We start from the raw sequence: 22,102 nt of genomic DNA on the forward strand, positions 1-22,102 counted from the left end.
GAAAGCATTCATCTATGCACATCCACATTCTTGGCATCTGCGGCACCTTCATGGGCGGTCTTGCCGTGCTCGCGCGCGAGGCGGGCCACACGGTGACGGGTTGCGACGCGGGCGTCTATCCGCCGATGAGCACGCAGCTCGAGGCGCAGGGCATCACGCTGATCGAGGGCTACGGCGCCGAGCAGATCGACCTGAAGCCCGACCTGTTCGTGATCGGCAACGTCGTCACGCGCGGCAATCCGCTGATGGAAGTGATCCTCGATCGCGGTCTGCCGTACGTGTCCGGTCCGCAATGGCTCGGCGAGCACGTGCTGGCGGGCAAGTGGGTGCTGGCGGTCGCGGGCACGCACGGCAAGACGACCACGTCGTCGATGCTCGCGTGGCTGTTGGAAGATGCCGGCCTGAACCCGGGCTTCCTGATCGGCGGCGTGCCGCTGAACTTCGGCGTGTCGGCGCGGCTGACCGATTCGAGCTTCTTCGTGATCGAGGCCGACGAATACGACACGGCGTTCTTCGACAAACGTTCGAAGTTCGTCCACTATCGGCCGCGTACCGCGGTGCTCAACAATCTCGAATTCGATCACGCCGACATCTTCCCGGATCTCGCTGCGATCGAAACGCAATTCCACCATCTCGTGCGCACCGTGCCGGGCGTCGGGCGGATCGTGACCAACGGCCGTTCGGATGCGCTGGAGCGCGTGCTCGCGCGCGGCTGCTGGAGCGAGGTCGAGCGCTTCGGCGTCGACGGCGGCTGGCAGGCGCTGCCGGCCGAGGACGGCGTGCCGGTCGACGAGCGGTTCGCGGTGTATTCGAAGGCCGAGCGCGTCGGTGAAGTCGCGTGGCAGGTGCAGGGCGACCACAACCGGATGAACGCGCTCGCGGCGATCGCCGCCGCGCGCCACGTCGGCGTGCCGCCGGCGCAGGCGGCCGAATCCCTCGCATCGTTCCGCAACGTGAAGCGGCGCATGGAAGTGCGCGGCAGCGTCGACGGCGTGACCGTCTACGACGACTTCGCGCACCATCCGACCGCGATCGAGACCACGATTGCCGGCCTTCGTGCGCGCATCGGTCGTCAAAACTCCCGCATTCTGGCCGTGCTCGAGCCGCGCTCGAACACAATGAAGCTCGGCGTGATGAAGGCGCAACTGCCGGCAAGCCTTGCCGACGCCAATCTGGTGTTCGGCTATGGCGCGCCGACCGGGCGCGACGCGCTCGGCTGGAACCTCGGCGACGCGCTCGCGCCGCTCGGCGACAAAGCTCGCGCGTTCGACGATCTCCATCTGCTGGTGAAGTCGGTCGTCGAGGCCGCGCGCCCGGGCGACCACGTGCTCGTGATGAGCAACGGCGGCTTCGGCGGCGTGCACCAGAAGCTGCTCGACGCGCTCGGGAGCCGCGCGTGATCCTGTACCTGCACGGGTTCCGGTCGTCGCCGGAGTCGCAGAAGTCGCGGCTGCTCGCCGCGCGCATGGCCGCGCTCGGCCGCACGCACGAGTGGCGCTGCCCGTCGCTGTCGGTGTCGCCGCTCGAGGCGATCGCCGTCGCGCAAGCCGAGGTGGCCGATGCGCACGACGTGACGGTGATCGGCAGCTCGCTCGGCGGCTACTACGCGACCTGGCTCGCCGAGCAGCACGGCTGGAAGGCCGTGCTGCTGAATCCGGCGATCGTGCCGCAGCGCGATCTCGAGCAGCACCTGGGCGAACAGCCGTTGTGGCATGGCGGCGGCTCGATCGTCGTCGAACGCCATCACCTGCAGGAGCTCGATGCGCTGCGCGTGCCGGCGATTTCGCTGCCCGAACGCTACTATCTGTTCGCAGCGACGGGCGACGAAGTGCTGGACTACCGCGAGATGCTCGCCCATTACCCGGGCGCGAAAACGCGCGTGATCGAAGGCAGCGATCACGGGATCAGCGAATTTGCCGACTATGTCGACGACGTTCTCGCCTTTTGCGACGACAAAACGTCATGAACCCGGCGTCATGCCGATTGAATTCCCATCATCATGCGGCGCCGCCGATGCGGTGCCCGGCAGTCTGAACGAGAGTACTGAGTGAACGTTTTCTTCGAGGAATCGGGCAGTTTCAAGGCGGGCAGCGTGCTGTCGCGCCAGGGCGACGCGTTTCAGGTCGAGTTGCCCGGCGGGCGGCGAGCGAAAGTGCGCGCAAAAGACGTGCTGATCGAATTCGAGAAGCCGGCCGCGAGCGAACTGATGCAGGAAGCCGACACGGCCGCGCAGCAGATCGACCTGGATTTTCTGTGGGAATGCGCGCCGGCCGATGAATTCGCGTACACGGCGCTGGCCGCGGAATACTTCGGCGCGACCTACGGCCCGGTCGAGCGTGCGGCGCTGGTGCTGCGGCTGCACGGCTCGCCCGTCTACTTTCGCCGCAAGGGGCGCGGCCAGTATCAGCGCGCGCCGGAAGAGCAGCTCAAGATGGCGCTCGCGTCGCTCGAGCGCAAGCGCCAGCAGGCGCTCGTCCAGGCGCAGTATGAAGAGGAACTGAAGGCCGGCAAGCTGCCGGAAGCGTTCGCGGGCAAGGTGCTCGGGCTGTTGACGCGGCCGGACAAGAACGCGATCGAATACAAGGCGATGGAAGCGGCGGCCGGCGCGCGCGGCGTGTCGCCGGCGCGGCTGATGCTCGACTGCGGCGGCATCGCGTCGCCGCGTGCGCTGCACGAGGCGCGTTTTCTCGCGGAATTCTTCCCGCACGGCACGGGCTTCCCGGCCGTCACGGTCGGCGCGCTGCCGGACGACCTGCCGCGCGCGGACGTCGAGGCGTTCTCGATCGACGACGTCACGACGACCGAAATCGACGACGCGTTCTCGGTCGAGCACCTGTCCGACGGTCGCGTGCGGATCGGCGTGCACATCGCGGCGCCCGCGCTCGGCGTCGTGCGCGGCGACGCGGTCGACACGATCGCGCGCACGCGCCTGTCGACCGTCTACATGCCGGGCGACAAGATCACGATGCTGCCGGACGACGTCGTAGACGTGTTCACGCTGAAGGAGGGGGACTACCGCCCGGCGCTGTCGCTGTACATCATCGTCAACCGCGACACGCAGGAAATCGTCGCGAACGAGACGCGCGCCGAGCTCGTGTTCGTGAAGAACAACCTGCGCCACAACCACCTCGACGAGCTCGTCAACGAAGAGACGCTCGCGGCCGGCACCGGCGACTACCCGCACAAGGACGACATCGCCGTGCTGTGGCCACTCGCGCAGGCGCTGTTCGAGAAGCGCCAGGTCGCGCGCGCGGGCTATGGCCTGAAGCGCGAAGTGCAGCGCAACACCGACTACAACTTCTACGTCGAAGGCGAGCACGTGACGATCACGCCGCGTCGCCGCGGGTCGCCGCTCGACCTGATCGTGTCGGAGCTCGCGATCCTCGCGAACTCGACGTGGGGTGCGTTCCTGCACGATCACACGGTGCCGGGCATCTACCGTTCGCAGCGCGGCTTCGGCGCGCCGGGCCCGAAGCGCACGCGGATGCAGACGTCGGCCGCGCCGCACGAAGGCCTCGGCGTCGCGCAATATGCATGGAGCACGTCGCCACTGCGCCGCTACGTCGACCTCGTGAACCAGTGGCAGCTGCTCGCATGCGTGCAGCACGGCGTCACCGCGAAGCTCGCCGCGCCGTTCAAGCCGAAGGACGCCGATCTGTACGCGGTCGTGCAGGGCTTCGACGATACCTACACGGCCTACGCCGACTACCAGCGCCGGATGGAGTACTTCTGGTGCCTGCGCTGGCTCGCGCAGGAGCAGAAGAAGCAGGTGGTCGCGAGCGTCGTGAAGGGCGATCTCGTGCGTCTCGAGGAAATTCCGCTGCTGCTGCACGTGCCGGGGCTCGGCGTGCATGCGCGCGGCACGCGCGTGCTGCTCGACGTGATGTCGCTCGACGAGCTGACGATCGAGGCATCGGTGCGGCTCTTGAACGTGCTCGACGCGCCGACCGTGACGAGCGGCGATGCGGCGGACGACGAGGAAGAGGCCGAAGGCGGCGAAGACACGCTGGTCGATGCGGAAGATGCATCGGCGGAAAGCGAGGCCGAAGCGCTGGCCGAATCGGACGGCGCGGCGGTCGGTGGCGGCGACGCCGCGACCGGCAACGGCCAGGAAAGCGAAGAGGGGCGCGCATCGTGAACGCAAACGCGTCGACGAGCGGCGCCGACCGCTACGTGGTATTCGGCAATCCGGTGGCGCACAGCAAGTCGCCGTTCATCCACGCGCAGTTCGCTGCGCAAACGGGCGAGGCGATCGTCTACGAGCACCGGCTCGCGCCGGTCGACGGCTTCGAGGCCGCCGTGCGCGCGTTCGTCGCCGAAGGTGGTCGCGGCGCGAACGTGACGGTGCCGTTCAAGCTCGACGCGCATGCGCTCGCCGACACGCTGTCGCCGCGCGCGGCGGCGGCGGGCGCGGTAAACACGCTGCGCATCGACGCCGACGGCAGCATCTACGGGGACAACACCGACGGCGTTGGCCTCGTGCGCGACATCGAACTGAATCTCGGCGTGTCGCTCGCGGGCGCGCGCATCCTGCTGCTCGGTGCGGGCGGCGCGGCGCGTGGCGTGGTGCTGCCGATGCTCGAGCGCGCACCGCTGTCGATCACGATCGTGAACCGCACCGCGAGCAAGGCCGAGGCGCTCGTCGGCCAGTTCACGCAGGCCGCGCACGATGCGGGCTGCGTGCTGTCGGGCGGCGGCCCTGACGCCGTTCGCGCGGAACCGTACGACGTGATCGTCAACGCGACGGCCGGCAGCCTCGACGCGGCGCTGCCGGAGTGCGACGCGGCCGCGTTCGGCGCGGGCACGCTTGCGTACGACATGATGTACGGCGCGCAGCCGACCGTGTTCATGCAGCATGCGGCGTCGCTCGGCGCGCGCACGGCCGACGGGCTCGGGATGCTGGTCGAGCAGGCGGCCGAATCGTTCTTCATCTGGCGCGGCGTGCGGCCGGACGGCGCACCGGTGCTGGCCGCGCTGCGCCAGGCGCTCGCGGTGGCCTGACCGGAGCGCGGCAGGTGGTGGCGGTCAGCGGCACGCAGCGCACGCGCACGGTCAGCCCGACCCGCTGGATCGTCTATGCGGGTTCGGTGTTCGCGGGCGCGTGGCTCGCGACGCAGCTGTTCTACCTCGTGCAGATCGCGCTGTGGTCGTTCGTCAATCCCGGTTCGACCGCGTTCATGCGTACCGATGCGTGGTGGCTGTCGCACGACAAGCCGCCCGCGCAGATTCAGCACCAGTGGGTGCCGTACGACCAGATCTCGCGCAACCTGAAGCGCGCGCTGATCGCGTCGGAGGATTCGACCTTCGCGACCAACAACGGCTACGACGTCGACGCGATCCTGCAGGCGTGGGAGAAGAACAAGGCGCGCGGCAAGATCGTCGCGGGCGGCTCGACGATCACGCAGCAGCTCGCGCGCAATCTGTTCCTGTCGCGCGAGAAGAGCTACATCCGCAAGGGGCAGGAGCTGATCATCACGTGGATGCTCGAGACGGTGCTCGACAAGGAGCGGATCTTCGAGATCTACCTGAATTCGGTCGAATGGGGCCGCGGCGTGTACGGTGCCGAGGCCGCCGCCCGCTATTACTACAGAATCCCCGCGAGCCGGCTCGGCGCGTGGCAGTCGGCGCGCCTTGCGGTGATGTTGCCGAAGCCGCGCTGGTTCGACGCGCACCGCGGCTCGGCCTACCAGGCGCAGCGCGCGGCCGTGATTGCCCGCCGGATGGGTGCGGCCGAGCTGCCTCAGTCGCAGTGAGCGGCGCGATCGCGCCGTCGCATCGTCCGTTCCGTCGTCGGCGCGTCATTGGTGCGCCGCAGCGCATTCGTGTCGCCCGCATTTCGGGTCGCATCCATTAGACGAAATCGTCTATTTCGCTTTACTGAGCAATGCCTGTGGGCGTGCGATTCTGTTTGACGTCATGGCACGAAATCCGCGGAATTTTAGTATTTCCCGGTAAACGCACGAGCCTCTGAAAGGCAGCTGAAAAGCGATGGTTCGCGAAACGAAGCATTCCTGAAAGGTGTGCACTGCACCGGCCGTCGCTCAAATATTTCCAAATTTTTCAAAGCCGACCCGCTCGCGTATATTGGCCAGCGCCTCGGCTTATCGGCCGCAATCGAGGCGGGGGGCGGCTTATCCGGCTGCTCGACACACAAAAACATTCGAGAGAAGGAAAGCAACGATGCCAGCGAGCAAAGCGAAGCTGTTGTTGGGGGTTGTGTTCTCTTCGCTGATTCTGACGGCCTGCAACGACGACGTGACGTCGTCCGCCGCGGCAGGCGCCGACAATTCAGCCGATCCCGCCGCTCAGGTGGACAGGCCGTACAACGATCCCAACAGCTATTCGTCGAGCGCGACCGCGTCGCTCGACGCGTCCGCCGCGGTCGAAAAGGCCGCCGTCACCCATCACCAGATCACGCTGAACGGCCAGACGATCCGTTACACGGCCACCGCTGGCCACCTCGTCGCGCGCAATCCGCAGACGGGTGCGCCCGAAGCATCGTTCTTCTACGTCGCATACACCGCCGACAACCAGCCCGCGGCGAAGCGGCCCGTCACGTTCCTGTACAACGGCGGCCCCGGTTCCGCATCGGTGTGGCTGCATCTCGGCTCGTTCGGTCCGAAGCGGATCCAGACGGGCGACCCGAACGCGAACACGTCGACGTTCCCGTTCGTCGACAACGCGGAAAGCCTGCTCGATACGACCGACCTCGTGTTCGTCGATGCGATCGGCACCGGCTTCTCGGAAGCGATCGCGCCGAACACGAACCAGACGTTCTGGGGCGTCGACCAGGACGGCGGCGCGTTCCGCGACTTCGTGATGCGCTACCTCGCCGTGAACCAGCGCAACGATTCGCCGAAATACCTGTTCGGCGAGTCGTACGGCACGCCTCGCACCGACGTGCTCACGAACCTGCTCGAGACGGCCGGCGTGAAGCTCGCCGGCATCGTGCTGCAGTCGTCGATCCTGAACTACAACGCGAACTGCGACATGGCGAGCGACTATGTCGGCAACTCGAACAACGGCGCGAGCCCGGTGAGCTGCGCGGGCTTCGTGCCGTCCTACGGCACGGTCGGCGCGTACTACCAGCTCGACAATCCGAATCCGTCGAATCTGCCGCAGTACGCGGACCAGATGCGCCTGCTGACGGCCGGCAGCTACGCGCCCGCCGTGAACGCCTATCTCGCGAGCCACACGCCGCCGCCGCCGCCGCTCGTCACGACGATGGTGAATTCGACCGGCGTGAAGCAGTCGCTGTGGAATGCCGACTTCAACGTGGTCCCGACCTTCTTCGACAACAGCTTCCAGGTGTCGCTGATCCCGGGCACGCTGATCGGCCGCTACGACGCGCGCGTGAACGTGCCGTCGTCGAGCCCGCTCGCCGCGGACGGCGACCCGTCGAGCACGTTCATCACGAAGCCGTTCACCGACACGATCGGCAGCTATCTGCCGAACGTCCTGAAGTACAGCGCGCAGTCCGCGTATTCGGTCAGCAGCGATGCGATCCGGACCTGGGACTGGTCGCACGACGGCCTCGCGATGCCCGACACGATTCCCGATCTCGCCGCGGCGCTGACGCTGAATCCGTCGCTGAAGGTGCTGTCGCTGAACGGGTATCACGACATCGCGACGCCGTTCTACCAGACCGAGCTCGACCTCGCGCGGCTCGGATCGCAACCGAACCTGACGATCAAGGACTATCAGGGTGGACACATGGTCTATCTCGACGATACGTCGCGTCCGCAGGAGAAAGCCGACCTCGTGACTTTCTACAACGCGGCCGCGCATTGATGCGATGGGCGGATCTGGCGACGCGCGCCCGTGGCGGCGCCGTTCGCCGGCCGTCGACGACCTCATTCCAGACTGGAGCCTGACATGAAGAAACGTTTCATCGTCGTTGCCGCGGCGCTCGCATGCGCCGGCGTTGCAGCATCCGCATCGGTGTCCGCGTTCGCGCAGGCGAGCGACGCCGCCACGCCGGCGCGCGCGCGCCAGGCGCAGCTCGGCGATCCGTACGTGCCGCCGGCCGCGCGCAAGCCGACCGCCGGCACGCAGACGACCGGCGCCGCGCTGCACGCGCAGGTGGTGCGCAAGCTCGCGCGGCAGTTCGGCGCGGCCGATACGCAGAACAGCGGCTCGATCACCGAAGCGCAGGCGCGCGCAGCCGGCCTCGGCTATGTCGCGAATCACTTCCGGCAGATCGACGCGAGCGGTAGCGGCCGCGTGTCGTTCGCCGACGTGCAGCGCTACATGCAGGCGCGCAGCACGAACCAGCAGTAAGCGCGGCGCGCCTGGATAACCGGGGGCGGAACCCGCGACGCGCCGGGTTCCGCCCCCGCGCGCATGGCGCGGCCGTTTGGCGCCTTCCGCTCGCTTTCTCATTATCTGGACAACGCATTCAAATATTGGAGACGAGTGCGTGCGCTCCTACAATCCGAAGCACATCGACAGCTTCGGACCCACGCATCGCGCGGCGCCCGACGCACACGGAGACACATTCCATGAAGTTCGCCGGGCGCTTTCCTCGGTGCATCGACTGCCGCATTGCCGCGACGCCCGACCTCGTTCCGGCCTCGCGACCGCGGCTTCACCGATTCCGTTGAAGAAGCCTGTTCCATGACCAAGATGCCCGATTCCCTTGCTCTCGACGCCCGGCGCGCGACGCCGGACGATGCGCCGCTGACCGACAGCATCGGCGCGACCAGCACGCCGCTCGACCTCGCCGCGCAGCAGGCCGGCACGCAGACGCTGTTGCGCGGCCTCGCGATCCTCGAAGCGATCGCGAACGGCGCACGCGACATGCGTGCGATCGGTGCCGCGCTCGGCACGACGCGCAGCACGACGCACCGTCTCGTCAGCAGCCTCGTGCAGGCGCGCTATCTGCGCCAGGTGCAGGGCGGCTACCTGCTCGGCCCGAAGCTGATCGAGCTCGGCACGATCGCGCTCGAGCAGATGCCGCTCACCGCGGTTGCGCGGCCGCACCTCGAAGCGCTCGCGGAAGCGACGCTCGACACGATTCACCTCGGCGTGCGCGACGGCGACGACGTGCTGTACATCGACAAGATTCCCGGCACGCGCGGCCTCGAGATGCGTTCGCGCGTCGGCCACCGGATGCCGCTCGCGTCGACCGGTATCGGCAAGGCGATGATGCTGGACCTCGATCCGGACCGGTGGCACTCGCTGTTCGAGGCCGCGCGGCGCGCGCTGGCCGGCGTCAATTTCAAGCCGGACAACCGGCCCGAGACGAGCGGGTTCCTGCAGCGCATGGCGCATTACGCGGCCGGCGGCTACACGTTCGACCTCGAGGAAAACGAGGCGTCGATCCGCTGCGTGGCTGCACCGATCCGCGACGCGTCGGGCGCGATCGTCGCGGCCGTGTCGGTCGCGAGCACGATTCCGTACATGCCGCACGACCGGATGGACGAACTGATTCCGCTCGTGCAGCGCGAAGCGCGAGCCATTTCCGCGGAACTGGGCTGGAGCCCGCCGCAGGGTACCCGCAGGATCAAACGATGACCAATTCGACCCGGACCGCTCCGGACGCCAGTTCCGCCGCACCGTCGCTGATCGCGCTCGACTGGGGCACGACGTCGCTGCGCGCGTATCTGTTCGACGCGCACGGCGCGCTGCTCGACACGCGCAGCCGCGCGGCGGGCGTGATGCACGTGCCGGCCGGCGGCGCGCACGCATTCGACGTCGTGTTCGAGGAAGCGTGCGGCGACTGGCTCGACCGCGCGCCGGGCGTGCCGGTGCTGGCAGCCGGAATGGTCGGCAGCGCGCAGGGCTGGCGCGAGGCGCCGTACGTCGCGGTGCCGGCCGGCGCCGACGCGCTCGTCGCGGGCCTCGTCACGGTGACGACGGCGCGCGGCACGACGGTGTCGATCGTGCCGGGCGTGATCGCGACGGGCGAATTGCCCGATGTGATGCGCGGCGAAGAAACGCAGATATTCGGCGCACTCGCGAACGATCCCATGCTTGATGCCGATCGTTCAGGGGTACTGATCGGCTTGCCGGGCACGCATGCGAAATGGGCATGGGTGAAGGACGGGCTCATCGAGCGCTTCCAGACCTTCATGACGGGCGAGTTGTTCGCGGCGCTGCGCGACCACACGATCCTCGGCCGCACGATGCGCGCGAGCGCGACGCCCGACCGCGCGGCATTCGCGCGCGGCGTCGCGGTGGCGCGCGGCGCGCAGCGCGCGGGGCTGCTCGCGACGATCTTCAGCACGCGCACGCTGGGCCTGACCGACCGGCTCGCACCCGATGCACAGGGCGACTACCTGTCCGGCTTGCTGATTGGCCATGAGCTCAACGCGCTCGACGCGATGCTCGCGGAGCGCGGCGTTGCGCTCGCGAACCAGCCGCTGCTGCTGATCGGCGACGACGGGCTGTGCGCGCGCTATGTCGACGCGCTGCACGTGTTCGGCTGCACGCATGCGCGCGTCGTCGCGCAGGCGACCGAGCGCGGCCTGTGGCGGATCGCATCGCGCGCCGGACTCGTCCGCGCGGACGGCGAACCCGTCTGCGCCGATCAATGAACCGATTGAAGAGGAACCATCGATGCCGTCCGACCTTACGCTGCCCGCACCGTACACGCCGCATCCCGCACTGACGCGCGCGTTCGACGCGTGTCCGCTGATCGCGATCATGCGCGGCATCACGCCTGCCGAAGCGGCCGACCACGGCCTTGCGCTGCATGAAGCGGGCTTCCGGATCGTCGAGGTGCCGCTCAATTCGCCCGATCCGTTCGACAGCATCGCGGCGCTGCGCCGTGCGTTGCCGGACGACATGATCGTCGGCGCGGGCACCGTGCTGCGCGCCGAACTTGTCGACCGCGTGCAGGACGCCGGCGGCACGCTGATCGTGATGCCGCACAGCGACGCGGCCGTGATCCGCCGCGCGCGCGAGCGCGGGCTCGCGAGCGCACCGGGCGTCGCGACGCCGACCGAGGCGTTCGCCGCACTCGCGAACGGCGCCGACGTGCTGAAGATGTTCCCGGCCGAGCAGCTCGGCGTGCCCATCGTGAAGGCGTGGCGCGCGGTGATCGACCGCGCGGTGCCGCTGATTCCGGTCGGCGGAATTTCGCCGGACAACATGCAGCCGTTCCTCGCGGCCGGCGCCAATGGCTTCGGACTCGGCTCGGCGCTGTACCGGCCCGGCCAGTCGGCGGACGCGACCGCGGCGAACGCGCGCGCGTTCCAGGCCGGCTTGCGCGCGGCGCGCAGCGGAGCGGCGTGATGGGACGCCTCGCAGGCAAGGTCGCGATGGTGACGGGCGCGGGCCGCGGGATCGGCGCCGCGATCGCGCATGCGTTCGTGCGCGAGGGCGCGGCCGTCGCGCTCGTCGATCTCGACTTCCCGCAAGCGCAGCGCACGGCGGCCGCGATCGCCGACGACATCGACGGCGCGCGCGTGCTCGCGCTGCATGCGGACGTCGCGCGGCAGGACTCGGTGCGCGACGCGCTTGCGCAGACCGAAGCCGCATTCGGCCCGCTCGACGTGCTCGTGAACAACGCCGGCATCAACGTGTTCGCCGATCCGTTGACGATGACGGACGACGACTGGCGCCGCTGCTTCGCGGTCGACCTCGACGGCGTGTGGCACGGCTGCCGCGCGGCGCTGGAAGGGATGGTCGAGCGCGGGCGCGGCAGCATCGTGAACATCGCGTCGACGCATGCGTTCCGGATCATCCCGGGCTGCTTTCCGTACCCGGTCGCGAAACATGGCGTGCTGGGCCTCACACGTGCGCTCGGGATCGAATACGCGGCGCGCAACGTGCGTGTGAACGCGATCGCGCCCGGCTATATCGAGACGCAGCTCACGCGCGACTGGTGGGATGCGCAGGCCGACCCGGCCGCGGCGCGCGAGCAGACGCTCGCGCTGCAGCCGATGAAGCGGATCGGCAAACCGGAGGAAGTCGCGATGACGGCCGTGTTCCTCGCATCCGACGAGGCGCCGTTCATCAATGCCGCGTGCATCACCGTCGACGGCGGGCGCGCGGCGCTGTACCACGACTGACGCAACGATTCGACAGACCGCACGTGCGACGGCCGCGCGCACGCTGCGTCGAAACCAACAAGCGGCTGTACCGTTCGATGAAGACAAGGAGACACTGGAGATGAAACGCAGAACGTTCGTAACGCTGGCCGCCGCGGCCGCGGTGGTGATGGGGAGCCCGGTGGCGCACGCGGCCGATCCGGTCAAGATCGGCTTCCTCGTGAAGCAGCCGGAAGAGCCGTGGTTCCAGGACGAGTGGAAGTTCGCGGAGATGGCGGCGAAGGACAAGGGCTTCACGCTCGTGAAGATCGGCGCGCCGTCGGGCGAGAAGGTGATGAGCGCGATCGACAACCTGTCCGCGCAGAAGGCGCAGGGCTTCATCATCTGCACACCCGACGTGAAGCTCGGGCCGGGCATCGTCGCGAAGGCGAAGTCGCACAACCTGAAGATGATGACGGTCGACGACCGCCTCGTCGACGGTGCGGGCAAGCCGATCGAGTCGGTGCCGCACATGGGGATTTCCGCGTACAACATCGGCAAGCAGGTCGGCGACGGCATCGCGGCCGAGATCAAGAAGCGCGGCTGGAACATGAAGGACGTCGGCGCGATCGACATCACGTACGAGCAGCTGCCGACCGCGCATGACCGCACGAGCGGCGCGACCGACGCGCTGGTGGCGGCGGGCTTTCCGAAGGCGAATGTGATTGCGGCGCCGCAGGCGAAGACCGACACCGAGAACGCGTTCAACGCGGCGAACATCGCGCTCACCAAGAACCCGCAGTTCAAGCACTGGGTTGCGTACGGCCTGAACGACGAGGCGGTGCTCGGCGCGGTGCGCGCGGCCGAAGGGCGCGGCTTCAAGGCGGACAACATGATCGGCATCGGCATCGGCGGTTCCGAATCGGCGCTCAACGAATTCAAGAAACCGCAGCCGACGGGCTTCTACGGCACCGTGATCATCAGCCCGAAGCGCCACGGCGAGGAAACCTCGGACCTGATGTACGCGTGGATCACGCAGGGCAAGGCACCGCCGGCGCTGACGCTGACGACGGGCATGCTGGCGACGCGCGACAACGTGTCGAAGGTGCGCGAGGAGATGGGGCTCGCCTCGAAGTAAGCGGCTTGCCGGCCGCCGCGGCGATGCGGCAGCCGGCGATCGATGGATCTGCAAGTGGGGAGACGACGTGTCAGCGGCACTGCGTTTTGACAATATCGGCAAGGTATTTCCCGGCGTGCGCGCACTCGACGGCATCTCGTTCGACGTGCATGCGGGCGAGGTGCATGGCCTGATGGGCGAGAACGGCGCGGGCAAGTCGACGCTGCTGAAGATTCTCGGCGGCGAATACCAGCCCGATGCGGGCAGCGTGCTGGTCGACGGCCAGCCCGTGCATTTCTCGAGTGCGGCTGCGTCGATCGCGGCCGGCATTGCAGTGATTCACCAGGAGCTGCAGTACGTGCCCGACCTGACGGTCGCGGAAAACCTGCTGCTCGGCCGCCTGCCGAACGCGCTCGGCTGGGTGAGGAAGGGCGAGGCGAAGCGCCACGTGCGCGAGCGGCTCGCCGCGATGGGCGTCGATCTCGATCCCGATGCGAAGCTCGGGCGGCTGTCGATCGCGCAGCGGCAGATGGTCGAGATCTGCAAGGCGCTGATGCGCAACGCGCGCGTGATCGCGCTCGACGAACCGACGAGCTCGCTGTCGCATCGCGAGACCGAGGTGCTGTTCAAGCTCGTCGACGACCTGCGCGCGCAGGGCCGCGCGCTGATCTACATCTCGCACCGGATGGACGAGATCTACCGGCTGTGCGATGCGTGCACGATCTTCCGCGACGGGCGCAAGATCGCGTCGCACGAATCGCTCGCCGACGTGCCGCGCGAGCGGCTGGTTGCCGAGATGGTCGGGCGCGAGATTTCGGACATCTACCATTACGCGCCACGCGCGCTCGGCAACGTGCGGTTTTCGGCCGAAGGCGTCGACGGCCCGGCGCTGCGCGAACCGGCGAGCTTCTCCGTGCGCGCGGGCGAGATCGTCGGGTTCTTCGGTCTCGTCGGCGCGGGGCGCAGCGAACTGATGCGTCTCGTGTACGGCGCGGACCGCCGGCGCGCGGGCGAGCTGACGCTCGACGGCAAGCGCATCGACGTGAAACGCACCGGCGACGCGATCCGCCACGGCATCGTGCTGTGCCCGGAGGATCGCAAGGAAGAAGGGATCATCGCGATGGCGTCGGTCGCGGAGAACATCAACATCAGCTGCCGCCGTCATTCGCTGCGCGCCGGGCTCTTCATCGACCGCAAGACCGAAAGCGCAACGGCCGACTGCTTCATCCAGCGGCTGAAGATCAAGACGCCGAATCGTCGGCAGAAGATCCGCTTCCTGTCGGGCGGCAACCAGCAGAAGGCGATCCTGTCGCGCTGGCTCGCGGAGCCCGACCTGAAGGTCGTGATCCTCGACGAGCCGACGCGCGGCATCGACGTTGGCGCGAAGCACGAGATCTACGACGTGATCTACCGGCTCGCGGAGCGCGGCTGCGCAATCGTGATGGTGTCGTCGGAGCTGCCGGAAGTGCTCGGCGTGTCCGATCGCATCGTCGTGATGCGCGAAGGCCGCATCGCGGGCGAGCTGCCGCGCGAGCAGGCGAACGAGCATGCGGTGCTGAGCCTCGCGCTGCCGCAGACGAGCGTCGTCGAGGCGGCCTGACGGAGTGTCAGGTCGCCGCGGGCGACGCACGATATTCGAATCGATCACGCGCGGCGCGGGCCGCGCGATGCAGGAGCAGGAGACACAACCATGCAAGTCAGGGAAAACCTCGCCAGCGCAGCCGTGAAGCCGTCGGCCGACGCGCTGGTTCCACAGCAGAGCGATCGCCAGAAGTGGTGGCAGCACCTCACCGAATACAGCCTGATCGCGATCTTCGCGGTGATGTTCATCACGATGTCGCTGACGGTCGATCATTTCTTCTCGATCGACAACATGCTTGGCCTCGCGCTGTCGATCTCGCAGATCGGGATGGTCGCGTGCACGATGATGTTCTGTCTGGCCTCGCGCGACTTCGACCTGTCGATCGGCTCGACCGTCGCGTTCTCCGGCGTGCTGTGCGCGATGGTGCTGAACGCGACCGACAACACGTTCGTCGCGATCGTCGCGGCGGTCGCGGCCGGTGCGGCGATCGGGTTCGTGAACGGCGCGGTGATCGCGTACCTGCGCATCAACGCGCTGATCACGACGCTCGCGACGATGGAAATCGTGCGCGGGCTCGGCTTCATCGTGTCGAAGGGGCAGGCGGTCGGCGTGTCGTCGGATACGTTCATCGCGCTCGGCGGGCTGTCGCTGTTCGGCGTATCGCTGCCGATCTGGGTCACGCTCATGTGCTTCATCGTGTTCGGCGTGCTGCTGAACCAGACCGTGTACGGCCGCAACACGCTCGCGATCGGCGGCAACCCCGAGGCATCGCGCCTGGCGGGGATCAACGTCGAACGCACGCGCGTGTACATCTTCCTGATCCAGGGCGCGGTGACGGCGCTCGCCGGCGTGATCCTCGCGTCGCGCATCACGTCGGGCCAGCCGAACGCCGCGCAGGGTTTCGAGCTGAACGTGATCTCCGCATGCGTGCTCGGCGGCGTGTCGCTGATGGGCGGCCGCGCGACGATCTCGGGCGTCGTGATCGGCGTGCTGATCATGGGCACCGTCGAGAACGTGATGAACCTGCTGAACATCGACGCGTTCTACCAGTACCTGGTGCGCGGCGCGATCCTGCTCGCGGCCGTGCTGCTCGACCAGCTGAAGAACCGCGGCGTACGCGACTGACCGATTTCACGGAGACGATTCGCATGACCATCGACACTTCCGCGCAGGACCCGCGCGCCGCGAGCGACGCGCGCTATGCGCGCTACCCGAGCCTCGAGGATCGCGCGGTGCTGATCACGGGCGGCGCGACCGGCATCGGCGCAGCGTTCGTCGAGCACTTCGCGCGACAGGGCGCGCGCGTCGCGTTCGTCGATCTCGACGCGCACGCGGGCCAGGCACTCGCGGAAAGCCTCGCGCAGAGGCCGGACGTACGCCACGCGCCGCTGTTCCTGCCGTGCGACCTGACCGACATCGACGCGCTGCGCCATGCGATCGACGCGATCCGCGCGCGGATCGGCGCGATCGCGGTGCTCGTGAACAACGCGGCCAACGACGCGCGCCACGCGATCGGCGACGTGACACCCGCGTCGTTCGACGCGGGCATCGCGGTGAACCTGCGCCACCAGTTCTTCGCCGCGCAGGCGGTGATCGACGACATGAAGCAGCGCGGCGACGGCGCGATCATCAACCTCGGCTCGATCAGCTGGATGCTGAAGAACGGCGGCTATCCCGTCTACGTGATGGCGAAGGCGGCCGTGCAGGGGCTCACGCGCGGCCTCGCGCGCGATCTCGGCCCGTTCGGGATCCGCGTGAATTCGCTCGTGCCCGGCTGGGTGATGACGGACAAGCAACGCAGGCTGTGGCTCGACGACGCGGGCCGTGCGGCGATCAAGGCCGGCCAGTGCATCGACGCCGAGCTGCTGCCGGACGATCTCGCGCGCATGGCGCTGTTCCTCGCGGCCGACGACAGCCGGATGATCACCGCGCAGGACGTGGTGGTCGACGGCGGCTGGGCCTGATTGCCGGGGAACGTGTTCGCGCGGCATCGCGCGACGACCCGTATCGATTCATCGACGAAGGAAAGGAGCTCATCATGACCGCCACGTCCTCGCGCGCATCGTCGTCCACGAGCCAGTCGCGCCGCGCGCGCCTGGCTGCCGCCGCGCAGCCGGTCAGCGCCGGCCCGCAGACTGCCGCGCTCGCGCAGGGCATCGGCGCCGCGCATGCGGCGGCCGTCATGCTGTCGAACGCGTCGCTGCGGCTCGACGTGCTGCCGCACCTCGGCGGCGGCATCGCGCGCTTCGACTGGCGCGGCGACGACGGCGCACTGGTGCCGGTGTTCCGCCGCTGCGAGCAACCGGAAACGGCGACCGATCCGAACGCGCTCGCGTGCTATCCGCTGCTGCCGTATTCGAACCGGATCGGCAACGGCCGCTTCGAATGCGATGGGCGCAGCATCGCCGTGCCGCGCAATCGCCGCGACGAGCCGCTGCCGATTCACGGCGACGGCTGGCTCGCGCCGTGGCAGGTGGACGACGCGACCGACACGACGCTGCAACTGTCGCTCGATCGAGCGAGCGGCGCGCCCTATGCGTTCCACGCGATCCAGTCGTTCGCACTCGACGACACGACGCTGTCGATCGCGCTGACGATCGAGAATGCGGGGCGCGCACGGCTGCCGTTCGGTCTCGGCGTGCATCCGTTCGTGGTGCGCGACAACGTGACCGAGCTGGCCGCGGCCGCGGGCGGGCTGTGGCTGTCGGGTGCCGATTTCCTGCCGGTGCGGCACGTGAGCGTGCCGCCGGCCTGGCAGTTTGGCGTCGCCTATCCGCTACCGGCGACGCTCGTCAATCACGCGTTCACCGGCTGGGGCGGTCACGCGACGGTGAGCTGGCCGCGTCGCGGGCTGTCGCTGACGGTGGCGGCGGACGCCGATGCTTACGTGCTGTATACGCCGCCCGGCGAGGATTTCTTCTGCTTCGAGCCGGTCGATCATCCGATCAATGCGGTGAACCTGCCGGGCGGCGCGGCCGCGCACGGGATGACGCTGCTCGCGCCGGGCGAGCGGCTCACGCGGCGTTTCGCGTTCACCGTCGAGCGGACCGATACGCGCGTCGATGCGGCCGCGCGCGAGGGACGCCGGCGACGCGGGTAAAATACGCGGTCTACCAACGGTTTGCCGCGAGTATCCGCCATGTCTTCCCCGCTTACTTTCATCGAATCGCTGCGCGCCGCGTGGCAGCGCACGAATTCGCTGCTGTGCGTCGGCCTCGATCCCGAGCCGTCGCGCTTCCCCGTGCAGTTCGACGGCCAGCCCGACGCGATCTTCGAATTCTGCCGGCAGATCGTCGACGCGACCGCGCAGTATGCGAGCGCGTTCAAGCCGCAGATCGCCTACTTCGCCGCGCATCGCGCGGAGGATCAGCTCGAGCGCCTGATCGCGCACATCCACCTCCAGCATCCGGGCCTGCCCGTGATCCTCGACGCGAAGCGCGGCGACATCGGCAGCACCGCCGAGCAGTACGCGCGCGAAGCGTTCGAGCGCTACCGCGCGGACGCGGTCACGGTGAACCCGTACATGGGCTACGACTCGGTCGAGCCATACTTCGAGCATGAAGGCAAGGGCGTGATCGTGCTGTGCCGCACGTCGAACCCGGGCGGCTCGGACCTGCAGTTCCTCGACACGAACGGCCGGCCGCTGTACCAGGTCGTGGCCGATCTCGCGGCGAACAAGTGGAATGCGAAGAACGGCCAGCTCGGCCTCGTGGTCGGCGCGACGTTCCCGAAGGAAATCGAGATCGTGCGCGGGATCGTCGGCGACATGCCGCTGCTGATTCCCGGCATCGGCGCGCAGGGCGGCGACGTGCAGGCGACCGTCAACGCGGGCCGCACGGCAGACGGCACCGGGATGATGATCAACTCGTCGCGCGCGATCCTGTACGCGAGCAACGGCGAGGATTTCGCCGAAGCCGCGGCGCTCGCCGCACAGAAAACCCGCGACACGATCAACGCGCATCGCTGATTGCGGACGGCACGGGGCGCCCGCACGGGCGGCCCGCTCCGGCAGGCCCGTGCCCGCGGGCACGGGCCGCGTTCTCCGCTGTTCCCCTCCGCCTTCGTCTTCCGCTCGTTCCTGATTCCGTCCCGCTGCATTGGCGCACGCGAACAACTTCCCGTCGCTTGCGTACCGCATGCCGGCGCAGTAATCGCGCGATGCTGCCGCTTGTCATCGATCCGTAATCAAAATGTCAAGAAAGGGAGCGACGCCATGACCAAGCTGTCCCGCCGTTTTCTGAGCGCGCTTGCCGCGTCGTTGTGCATGTCGTTCGTCCACGCGGCGGACCTGTCGCACTGGCCGGCGGGCAGCGCGAAGGCGCTGAATGCGATGATCGCCGCGCATGCGCACCGCGGCGACTATGCGGTATTCGACGCCGACAACACGACCTACCGCTACGATCTCGAGGAATCGCTGCTGCCGTATCTCGAGAACCGCGGCGTGCTCACGCGCGACTCGCTCGATCCGTCGCTGAAGCTGATCCCGTTCAAGGATTCCGCCGACTACAAGGAATCGCTGACAAGCTACTACTACCGGCTCTGCGAGATCGACGATCTCGTCTGCTACCCGTGGATCGCGCAGGCGTTCGCGGGGCTGTCGCTCGCGGAGCTCAAGCGTCACGTCGACGCGATGCTCGCCGACGGGAAGCCCGTGCCGATCCGCTACTGGCACGGTGACAAGGTCGTCGACGGCGCCGCGAATCCGCCGCGCTTCTTCCGCGGGATGCAGGAGCTGTACAACGCGCTGCGCGAGAACGGGATCGAGGTCTACGTGATGACGGCAGCGCACGAGGAACTCGCGCGGCTCGTGCTGTCCGATCCGAAATACGGCTACAACGTGAAGCCGCAGAACGTGATCGGCGTGACGACGCTGCTGCGCAATCCGGCGACGGGCGCGCTGACGACGTCGCGGCTGCAGATCAAGGCCGGCAAGTACGACGAGGCCGCGAACCGCAACCTCGTGATCACGCCGTTCCTGATGAACCCGATGACGTGGTACGAAGGCAAGCTCGGCTCGATCGTCGGCTGGATCGACCAGTGGAAGAAGCCGGTGCTCGTCGCGGGCGACACGCCGATGTCCGACGGCTACATGCTGCTGAATGCGACCGACGTCGCGCGCGGCGGCGTGCGCGTGTGGGTCGACAAGAAGGACAAGCAGATGGCGCAGATCCGCGCGTGGTCGGACGAATCGGCCGCGAAGCAGAAGGCGCTCGGTCTGCCGGTGACGGCGGACAAGAACTGGATCGTCGTGAAACCCGACGCGATCCAGTAAGCAGTGCGGGGCGCCGGCCGCTCCTGCCTCGGCCGTCGCGCGGGCGAATCAGCCTTCGCGCTCGTCGAGCAGCTTCAGCAGCCCGCGCAGCGCATGCGCGGCCGCTTGCGTGCGGATCTGCTCGCGATCGCCCTTGAACACGAGCGTCTCGACGTCGGTATGCAGCCGGTTGCTCCACGCGAACGACACGGTGCCGACCGGCTTCTTCTCGCTGCCGCCCGCCGGGCCTGCGATGCCGGTGACGGACAGCGCGACCTGCGCGCGGCTGTTGCGCAGCGCGCCTTCGGCCATCGCGCGCGCGACCGGCTCGCTGACGGCGCCGTGTTTGTCGATCAGGTCGGGCGGCACGCCGATCATCTCGCTCTTGGCCTGGTTCGAATAGGTGACGAAGCCGCGCTCGAACCACTGGCTGCTGCCGGAGATGTCGGTGATCGCGGCGGCGATCATGCCGCCCGTGCAGGATTCGGCGGTGGCGAGCGACAGGTGCTCGTCACGCAGCTTGTTGCCTGCGCGGATCGCAAGCTGGTGGACGACGGAATCGGTTGGCATGCGCGTCGGGAAACGGGAGTCGGGAAAAGCGGTCAGCCGACGACGGAGCGCCACAGGGCGATCACGAGCAGGGTCATGAACGCGGCGATCAGGTCGTCGATCATGATGCCGAGCCCGCCTTTCATGCGACGGTCGAAATAGCGGATCGGCGGCGGCTTGAGCATGTCGAAGAAGCGGAATACGACGAACGCCCATAGCTGGCCGATGAAGGTCGCGGGCGTGACGAACAGCATCACGAGCCAGATCGCGACGATTTCGTCCCAGACGACGGCACCCGGATCGGTCGTGCCCATCTTGCGCGCGGTGAAGCCGGTGATCCACGTGCCGGCGACGAATCCGACCGCGATCAGCGCCCACCATTCGGGCACCGTCAGGTAGCGGTTCAGCACGACGAACGTGAGCCACCCGAACAGCGAGCCGAACGTGCCGGGCATGAACGGCGCGAGGCCGCTGCCGAAACCGAGCGACACGATGTGCGCAGGGTGCGACAGCATGAAGCGCGCGGTGGCGCGCCGCGGCACGTTCCGGGCGGCGCCGTGCGCGGCCGCGGTTTGCGCGGTCGTCGGGTCAGTCTGCATGGAAGTGGTCGAAACCGTGCAACGTGAGAGTCAGGGGTGCACCGGCGGCATCGCGCCACGCGATCGCGGGCTGCTCCGACGGCGAGGACAACGCGTGTATTGTACCGATTCGCGTGACCCGCACGCCGGCGCTCGCGCCGGCTGCGTCGACCGCGGTGCGGGCCGCGGCCGGTGCGGTGAAGCACAGTTCGTAGTCGTCGCCGCCGGCCAGCGTGCAGCGTCGCTGCACGTCGGGCGGCAGCGTCGCGAGCGCGGCCGAGCGCGGCACCGCGTCCGCGTCGATTTCGGCACGCACGTTCGAGCAGGTCAGGATGTGCCGAAGATCGCCGGCGAGGCCGTCCGAGATGTCGAGCGCCGCGTGCGCAACGCCGGCGAGCGCGAGCCCGAGCGCGATGCGCGGCTCGGGACGCTCGAGCGCCTGCCGGAACGCGGCAGCTTCAGCCGCGCCGGCGCTCCATTCGCCGCGCGTCACCCCGAGCCCCGCACGGGCGTCGCCGAGCGTGCCCGACACCCATACGTCGTCGCCGTCGCGCGCGGCATCGCGCCGCAGCGCCGCATCCGGCGCCACTTCGCCGAACACGGTCACGCACAGGTTCAGCGGCCCGCTCGTCGTGTCGCCGCCGATCAGCTCGCAGCCGAACCGCTCGGCGAGCGCGAACAGCCCGTTGCTGAACGCCTCGAGCCACGCGGCATCGGCACGCGGCAGCGCGCATGCAAGCGTGAACGCACGCGGCTCGGCGCCCATCGCCGCGAGATCCGACAGATTGACCGCGAGGGTCTTGTGGCCGAGCGCGTCGGGCGCGACATCGGGGAAGAAGTGGCGGCCCTCGACCAGCATGTCCGTCGAAATGGCCAGCAATTTCCCGGATCGAGGCGCGATCAGCGCGCAATCGTCACCGATGCCGAGCGTCGACGCACGCGCTCCCCGGGCCGCGCGGCGCGCGAAGAAGCGATCGATCAGCGAAAACTCGGACAAGGCGGCTGGCACGGCGGACGGACCCGGAAGCGGTGAAAGGGAACGGCATTGTA

21 protein-coding genes are annotated in these 22,102 nt (G+C 68.3%); 18 read left to right on the top strand and 3 right to left on the bottom strand.

Annotated features, from left to right (window positions below; genetic code table 11):
* The first annotated feature begins 14 nt into the window (after nt 1–14).
* The 18 genes from mpl to DIE15_RS24385 all read left to right on the top strand — a co-directional run bounded on the left by mpl (nt 15) and on the right by DIE15_RS24385 (nt 19,946).
* The gene (mpl, locus tag DIE15_RS24295) at nt 15–1,400 is read left to right on the top strand and encodes a UDP-N-acetylmuramate:L-alanyl-gamma-D-glutamyl-meso-diaminopimelate ligase (protein WP_124834553.1); all 1,386 of its coding nucleotides are present in this window, start codon (nt 15–17) and stop codon (nt 1,398–1,400) included.
* A complete protein-coding gene (locus DIE15_RS24300; RefSeq protein WP_124834554.1) occupies nt 1,397–1,966 on the top strand; it encodes a YqiA/YcfP family alpha/beta fold hydrolase in 570 nt (189 codons plus the stop codon). Before mpl ends, DIE15_RS24300 begins: the two co-directional genes overlap by 4 nt.
* 81 nt (nt 1,967–2,047) lie before the next feature.
* Nucleotides 2,048–4,138, top strand: coding sequence for a ribonuclease catalytic domain-containing protein (locus tag DIE15_RS24305; protein ID WP_057926817.1), 2,091 nt, complete (start codon nt 2,048–2,050; stop codon nt 4,136–4,138).
* Entirely contained in the window at nt 4,135–5,001 is an 867-nt protein-coding gene (aroE, locus tag DIE15_RS24310) for a shikimate dehydrogenase (protein ID WP_124834555.1), read from the top strand. The genes DIE15_RS24305 and aroE overlap by 4 nt, the downstream gene beginning before the upstream one ends.
* Nucleotides 5,002–5,015: 14 nt before the next feature.
* Complete coding sequence (mtgA, locus tag DIE15_RS24315; RefSeq protein WP_124834556.1) at nt 5,016–5,753, top strand: monofunctional biosynthetic peptidoglycan transglycosylase; 738 nt, start codon at nt 5,016–5,018, stop codon at nt 5,751–5,753.
* 427 nt (nt 5,754–6,180) lie between these two features.
* Nucleotides 6,181–7,791: a S10 family peptidase gene (locus tag DIE15_RS24320; RefSeq protein ID WP_124834557.1), complete on the top strand. Its 1,611-nt coding sequence runs from the start codon at nt 6,181–6,183 to the stop codon at nt 7,789–7,791.
* A gap of 84 nt (nt 7,792–7,875) precedes the next feature.
* On the top strand, nt 7,876–8,280 hold the full coding sequence (locus DIE15_RS24325) for a hypothetical protein (protein WP_057926813.1): 405 nt from the start codon (nt 7,876–7,878) through the stop codon (nt 8,278–8,280).
* Between the two features lie 336 nt (nt 8,281–8,616).
* Entirely contained in the window at nt 8,617–9,516 is a 900-nt protein-coding gene (locus tag DIE15_RS24335; protein ID WP_124834559.1) for an IclR family transcriptional regulator, read from the top strand.
* A complete protein-coding gene (locus tag DIE15_RS24340; protein ID WP_124834560.1) occupies nt 9,513–10,538 on the top strand; it encodes a 2-dehydro-3-deoxygalactonokinase in 1,026 nt (341 codons plus the stop codon). Before DIE15_RS24335 ends, DIE15_RS24340 begins: the two co-directional genes overlap by 4 nt.
* A 22-nt stretch (nt 10,539–10,560) precedes the next feature.
* The gene (locus tag DIE15_RS24345; protein ID WP_057926810.1) at nt 10,561–11,238 is read left to right on the top strand and encodes a 2-dehydro-3-deoxy-6-phosphogalactonate aldolase; all 678 of its coding nucleotides are present in this window, start codon (nt 10,561–10,563) and stop codon (nt 11,236–11,238) included.
* Nucleotides 11,238–12,017 carry an SDR family oxidoreductase gene (locus tag DIE15_RS24350; protein WP_124834561.1) on the top strand — a complete coding sequence of 260 codons (780 nt, stop codon included), beginning with the start codon at nt 11,238–11,240 and terminating at the stop codon, nt 12,015–12,017. The genes DIE15_RS24345 and DIE15_RS24350 overlap by 1 nt, the downstream gene beginning before the upstream one ends.
* Before the next feature lie 100 nt (nt 12,018–12,117).
* Nucleotides 12,118–13,113, top strand: coding sequence for an arabinose ABC transporter substrate-binding protein (locus DIE15_RS24355; protein WP_057926876.1), 996 nt, complete (start codon nt 12,118–12,120; stop codon nt 13,111–13,113).
* 67 nt (nt 13,114–13,180) lie between these two features.
* On the top strand, nt 13,181–14,692 hold the full coding sequence (gene araG, locus DIE15_RS24360) for an L-arabinose ABC transporter ATP-binding protein AraG (protein ID WP_124834562.1): 1,512 nt from the start codon (nt 13,181–13,183) through the stop codon (nt 14,690–14,692).
* A gap of 90 nt (nt 14,693–14,782) precedes the next feature.
* On the top strand, nt 14,783–15,799 hold the full coding sequence (gene araH / locus DIE15_RS24365; RefSeq protein ID WP_057926808.1) for an L-arabinose ABC transporter permease AraH: 1,017 nt from the start codon (nt 14,783–14,785) through the stop codon (nt 15,797–15,799).
* A gap of 23 nt (nt 15,800–15,822) precedes the next feature.
* Nucleotides 15,823–16,638: an SDR family NAD(P)-dependent oxidoreductase gene (locus DIE15_RS24370; protein ID WP_124834563.1), complete on the top strand. Its 816-nt coding sequence runs from the start codon at nt 15,823–15,825 to the stop codon at nt 16,636–16,638.
* Nucleotides 16,639–16,712: 74 nt separating this feature from the next.
* Complete coding sequence (locus DIE15_RS24375; protein ID WP_124834564.1) at nt 16,713–17,774, top strand: aldose 1-epimerase; 1,062 nt, start codon at nt 16,713–16,715, stop codon at nt 17,772–17,774.
* Nucleotides 17,775–17,813: 39 nt separating this feature from the next.
* Nucleotides 17,814–18,641: an orotidine-5'-phosphate decarboxylase gene (pyrF, locus tag DIE15_RS24380; protein WP_047899773.1), complete on the top strand. Its 828-nt coding sequence runs from the start codon at nt 17,814–17,816 to the stop codon at nt 18,639–18,641.
* Nucleotides 18,642–18,887: 246 nt separating this feature from the next.
* Complete coding sequence (locus DIE15_RS24385) at nt 18,888–19,946, top strand: haloacid dehalogenase-like hydrolase (RefSeq protein ID WP_124834565.1); 1,059 nt, start codon at nt 18,888–18,890, stop codon at nt 19,944–19,946.
* Between the two features lie 48 nt (nt 19,947–19,994).
* On the opposite strand, the gene DIE15_RS24390 is transcribed toward DIE15_RS24385, so the two are convergent.
* Genes DIE15_RS24390 through thiL form a run of 3 tightly spaced genes read right to left on the bottom strand, consistent with a single transcriptional unit; the run spans nt 19,995 to nt 22,061 of the window.
* Nucleotides 19,995–20,495 (bottom strand): CinA family protein, encoded by a 501-nt coding sequence (locus tag DIE15_RS24390; RefSeq protein ID WP_057926804.1) that lies wholly within the window; start codon nt 20,493–20,495, stop codon nt 19,995–19,997.
* A 32-nt stretch (nt 20,496–20,527) separates the two neighbouring features.
* The gene (locus tag DIE15_RS24395) at nt 20,528–21,073 is read right to left on the bottom strand and encodes a phosphatidylglycerophosphatase A (protein WP_057926803.1); all 546 of its coding nucleotides are present in this window, start codon (nt 21,071–21,073) and stop codon (nt 20,528–20,530) included.
* On the bottom strand, nt 21,063–22,061 hold the full coding sequence (thiL, locus tag DIE15_RS24400; RefSeq protein WP_124834566.1) for a thiamine-phosphate kinase: 999 nt from the start codon (nt 22,059–22,061) through the stop codon (nt 21,063–21,065). Before thiL ends, DIE15_RS24395 begins: the two co-directional genes overlap by 11 nt.
* Nucleotides 22,062–22,102: the final 41 nt, after the last annotated feature.

The organism is Burkholderia sp. Bp9031 (assembly GCF_003857965.1).
GTDB classification, from domain to species: domain Bacteria; phylum Pseudomonadota; class Gammaproteobacteria; order Burkholderiales; family Burkholderiaceae; genus Burkholderia; species Burkholderia ambifaria_A.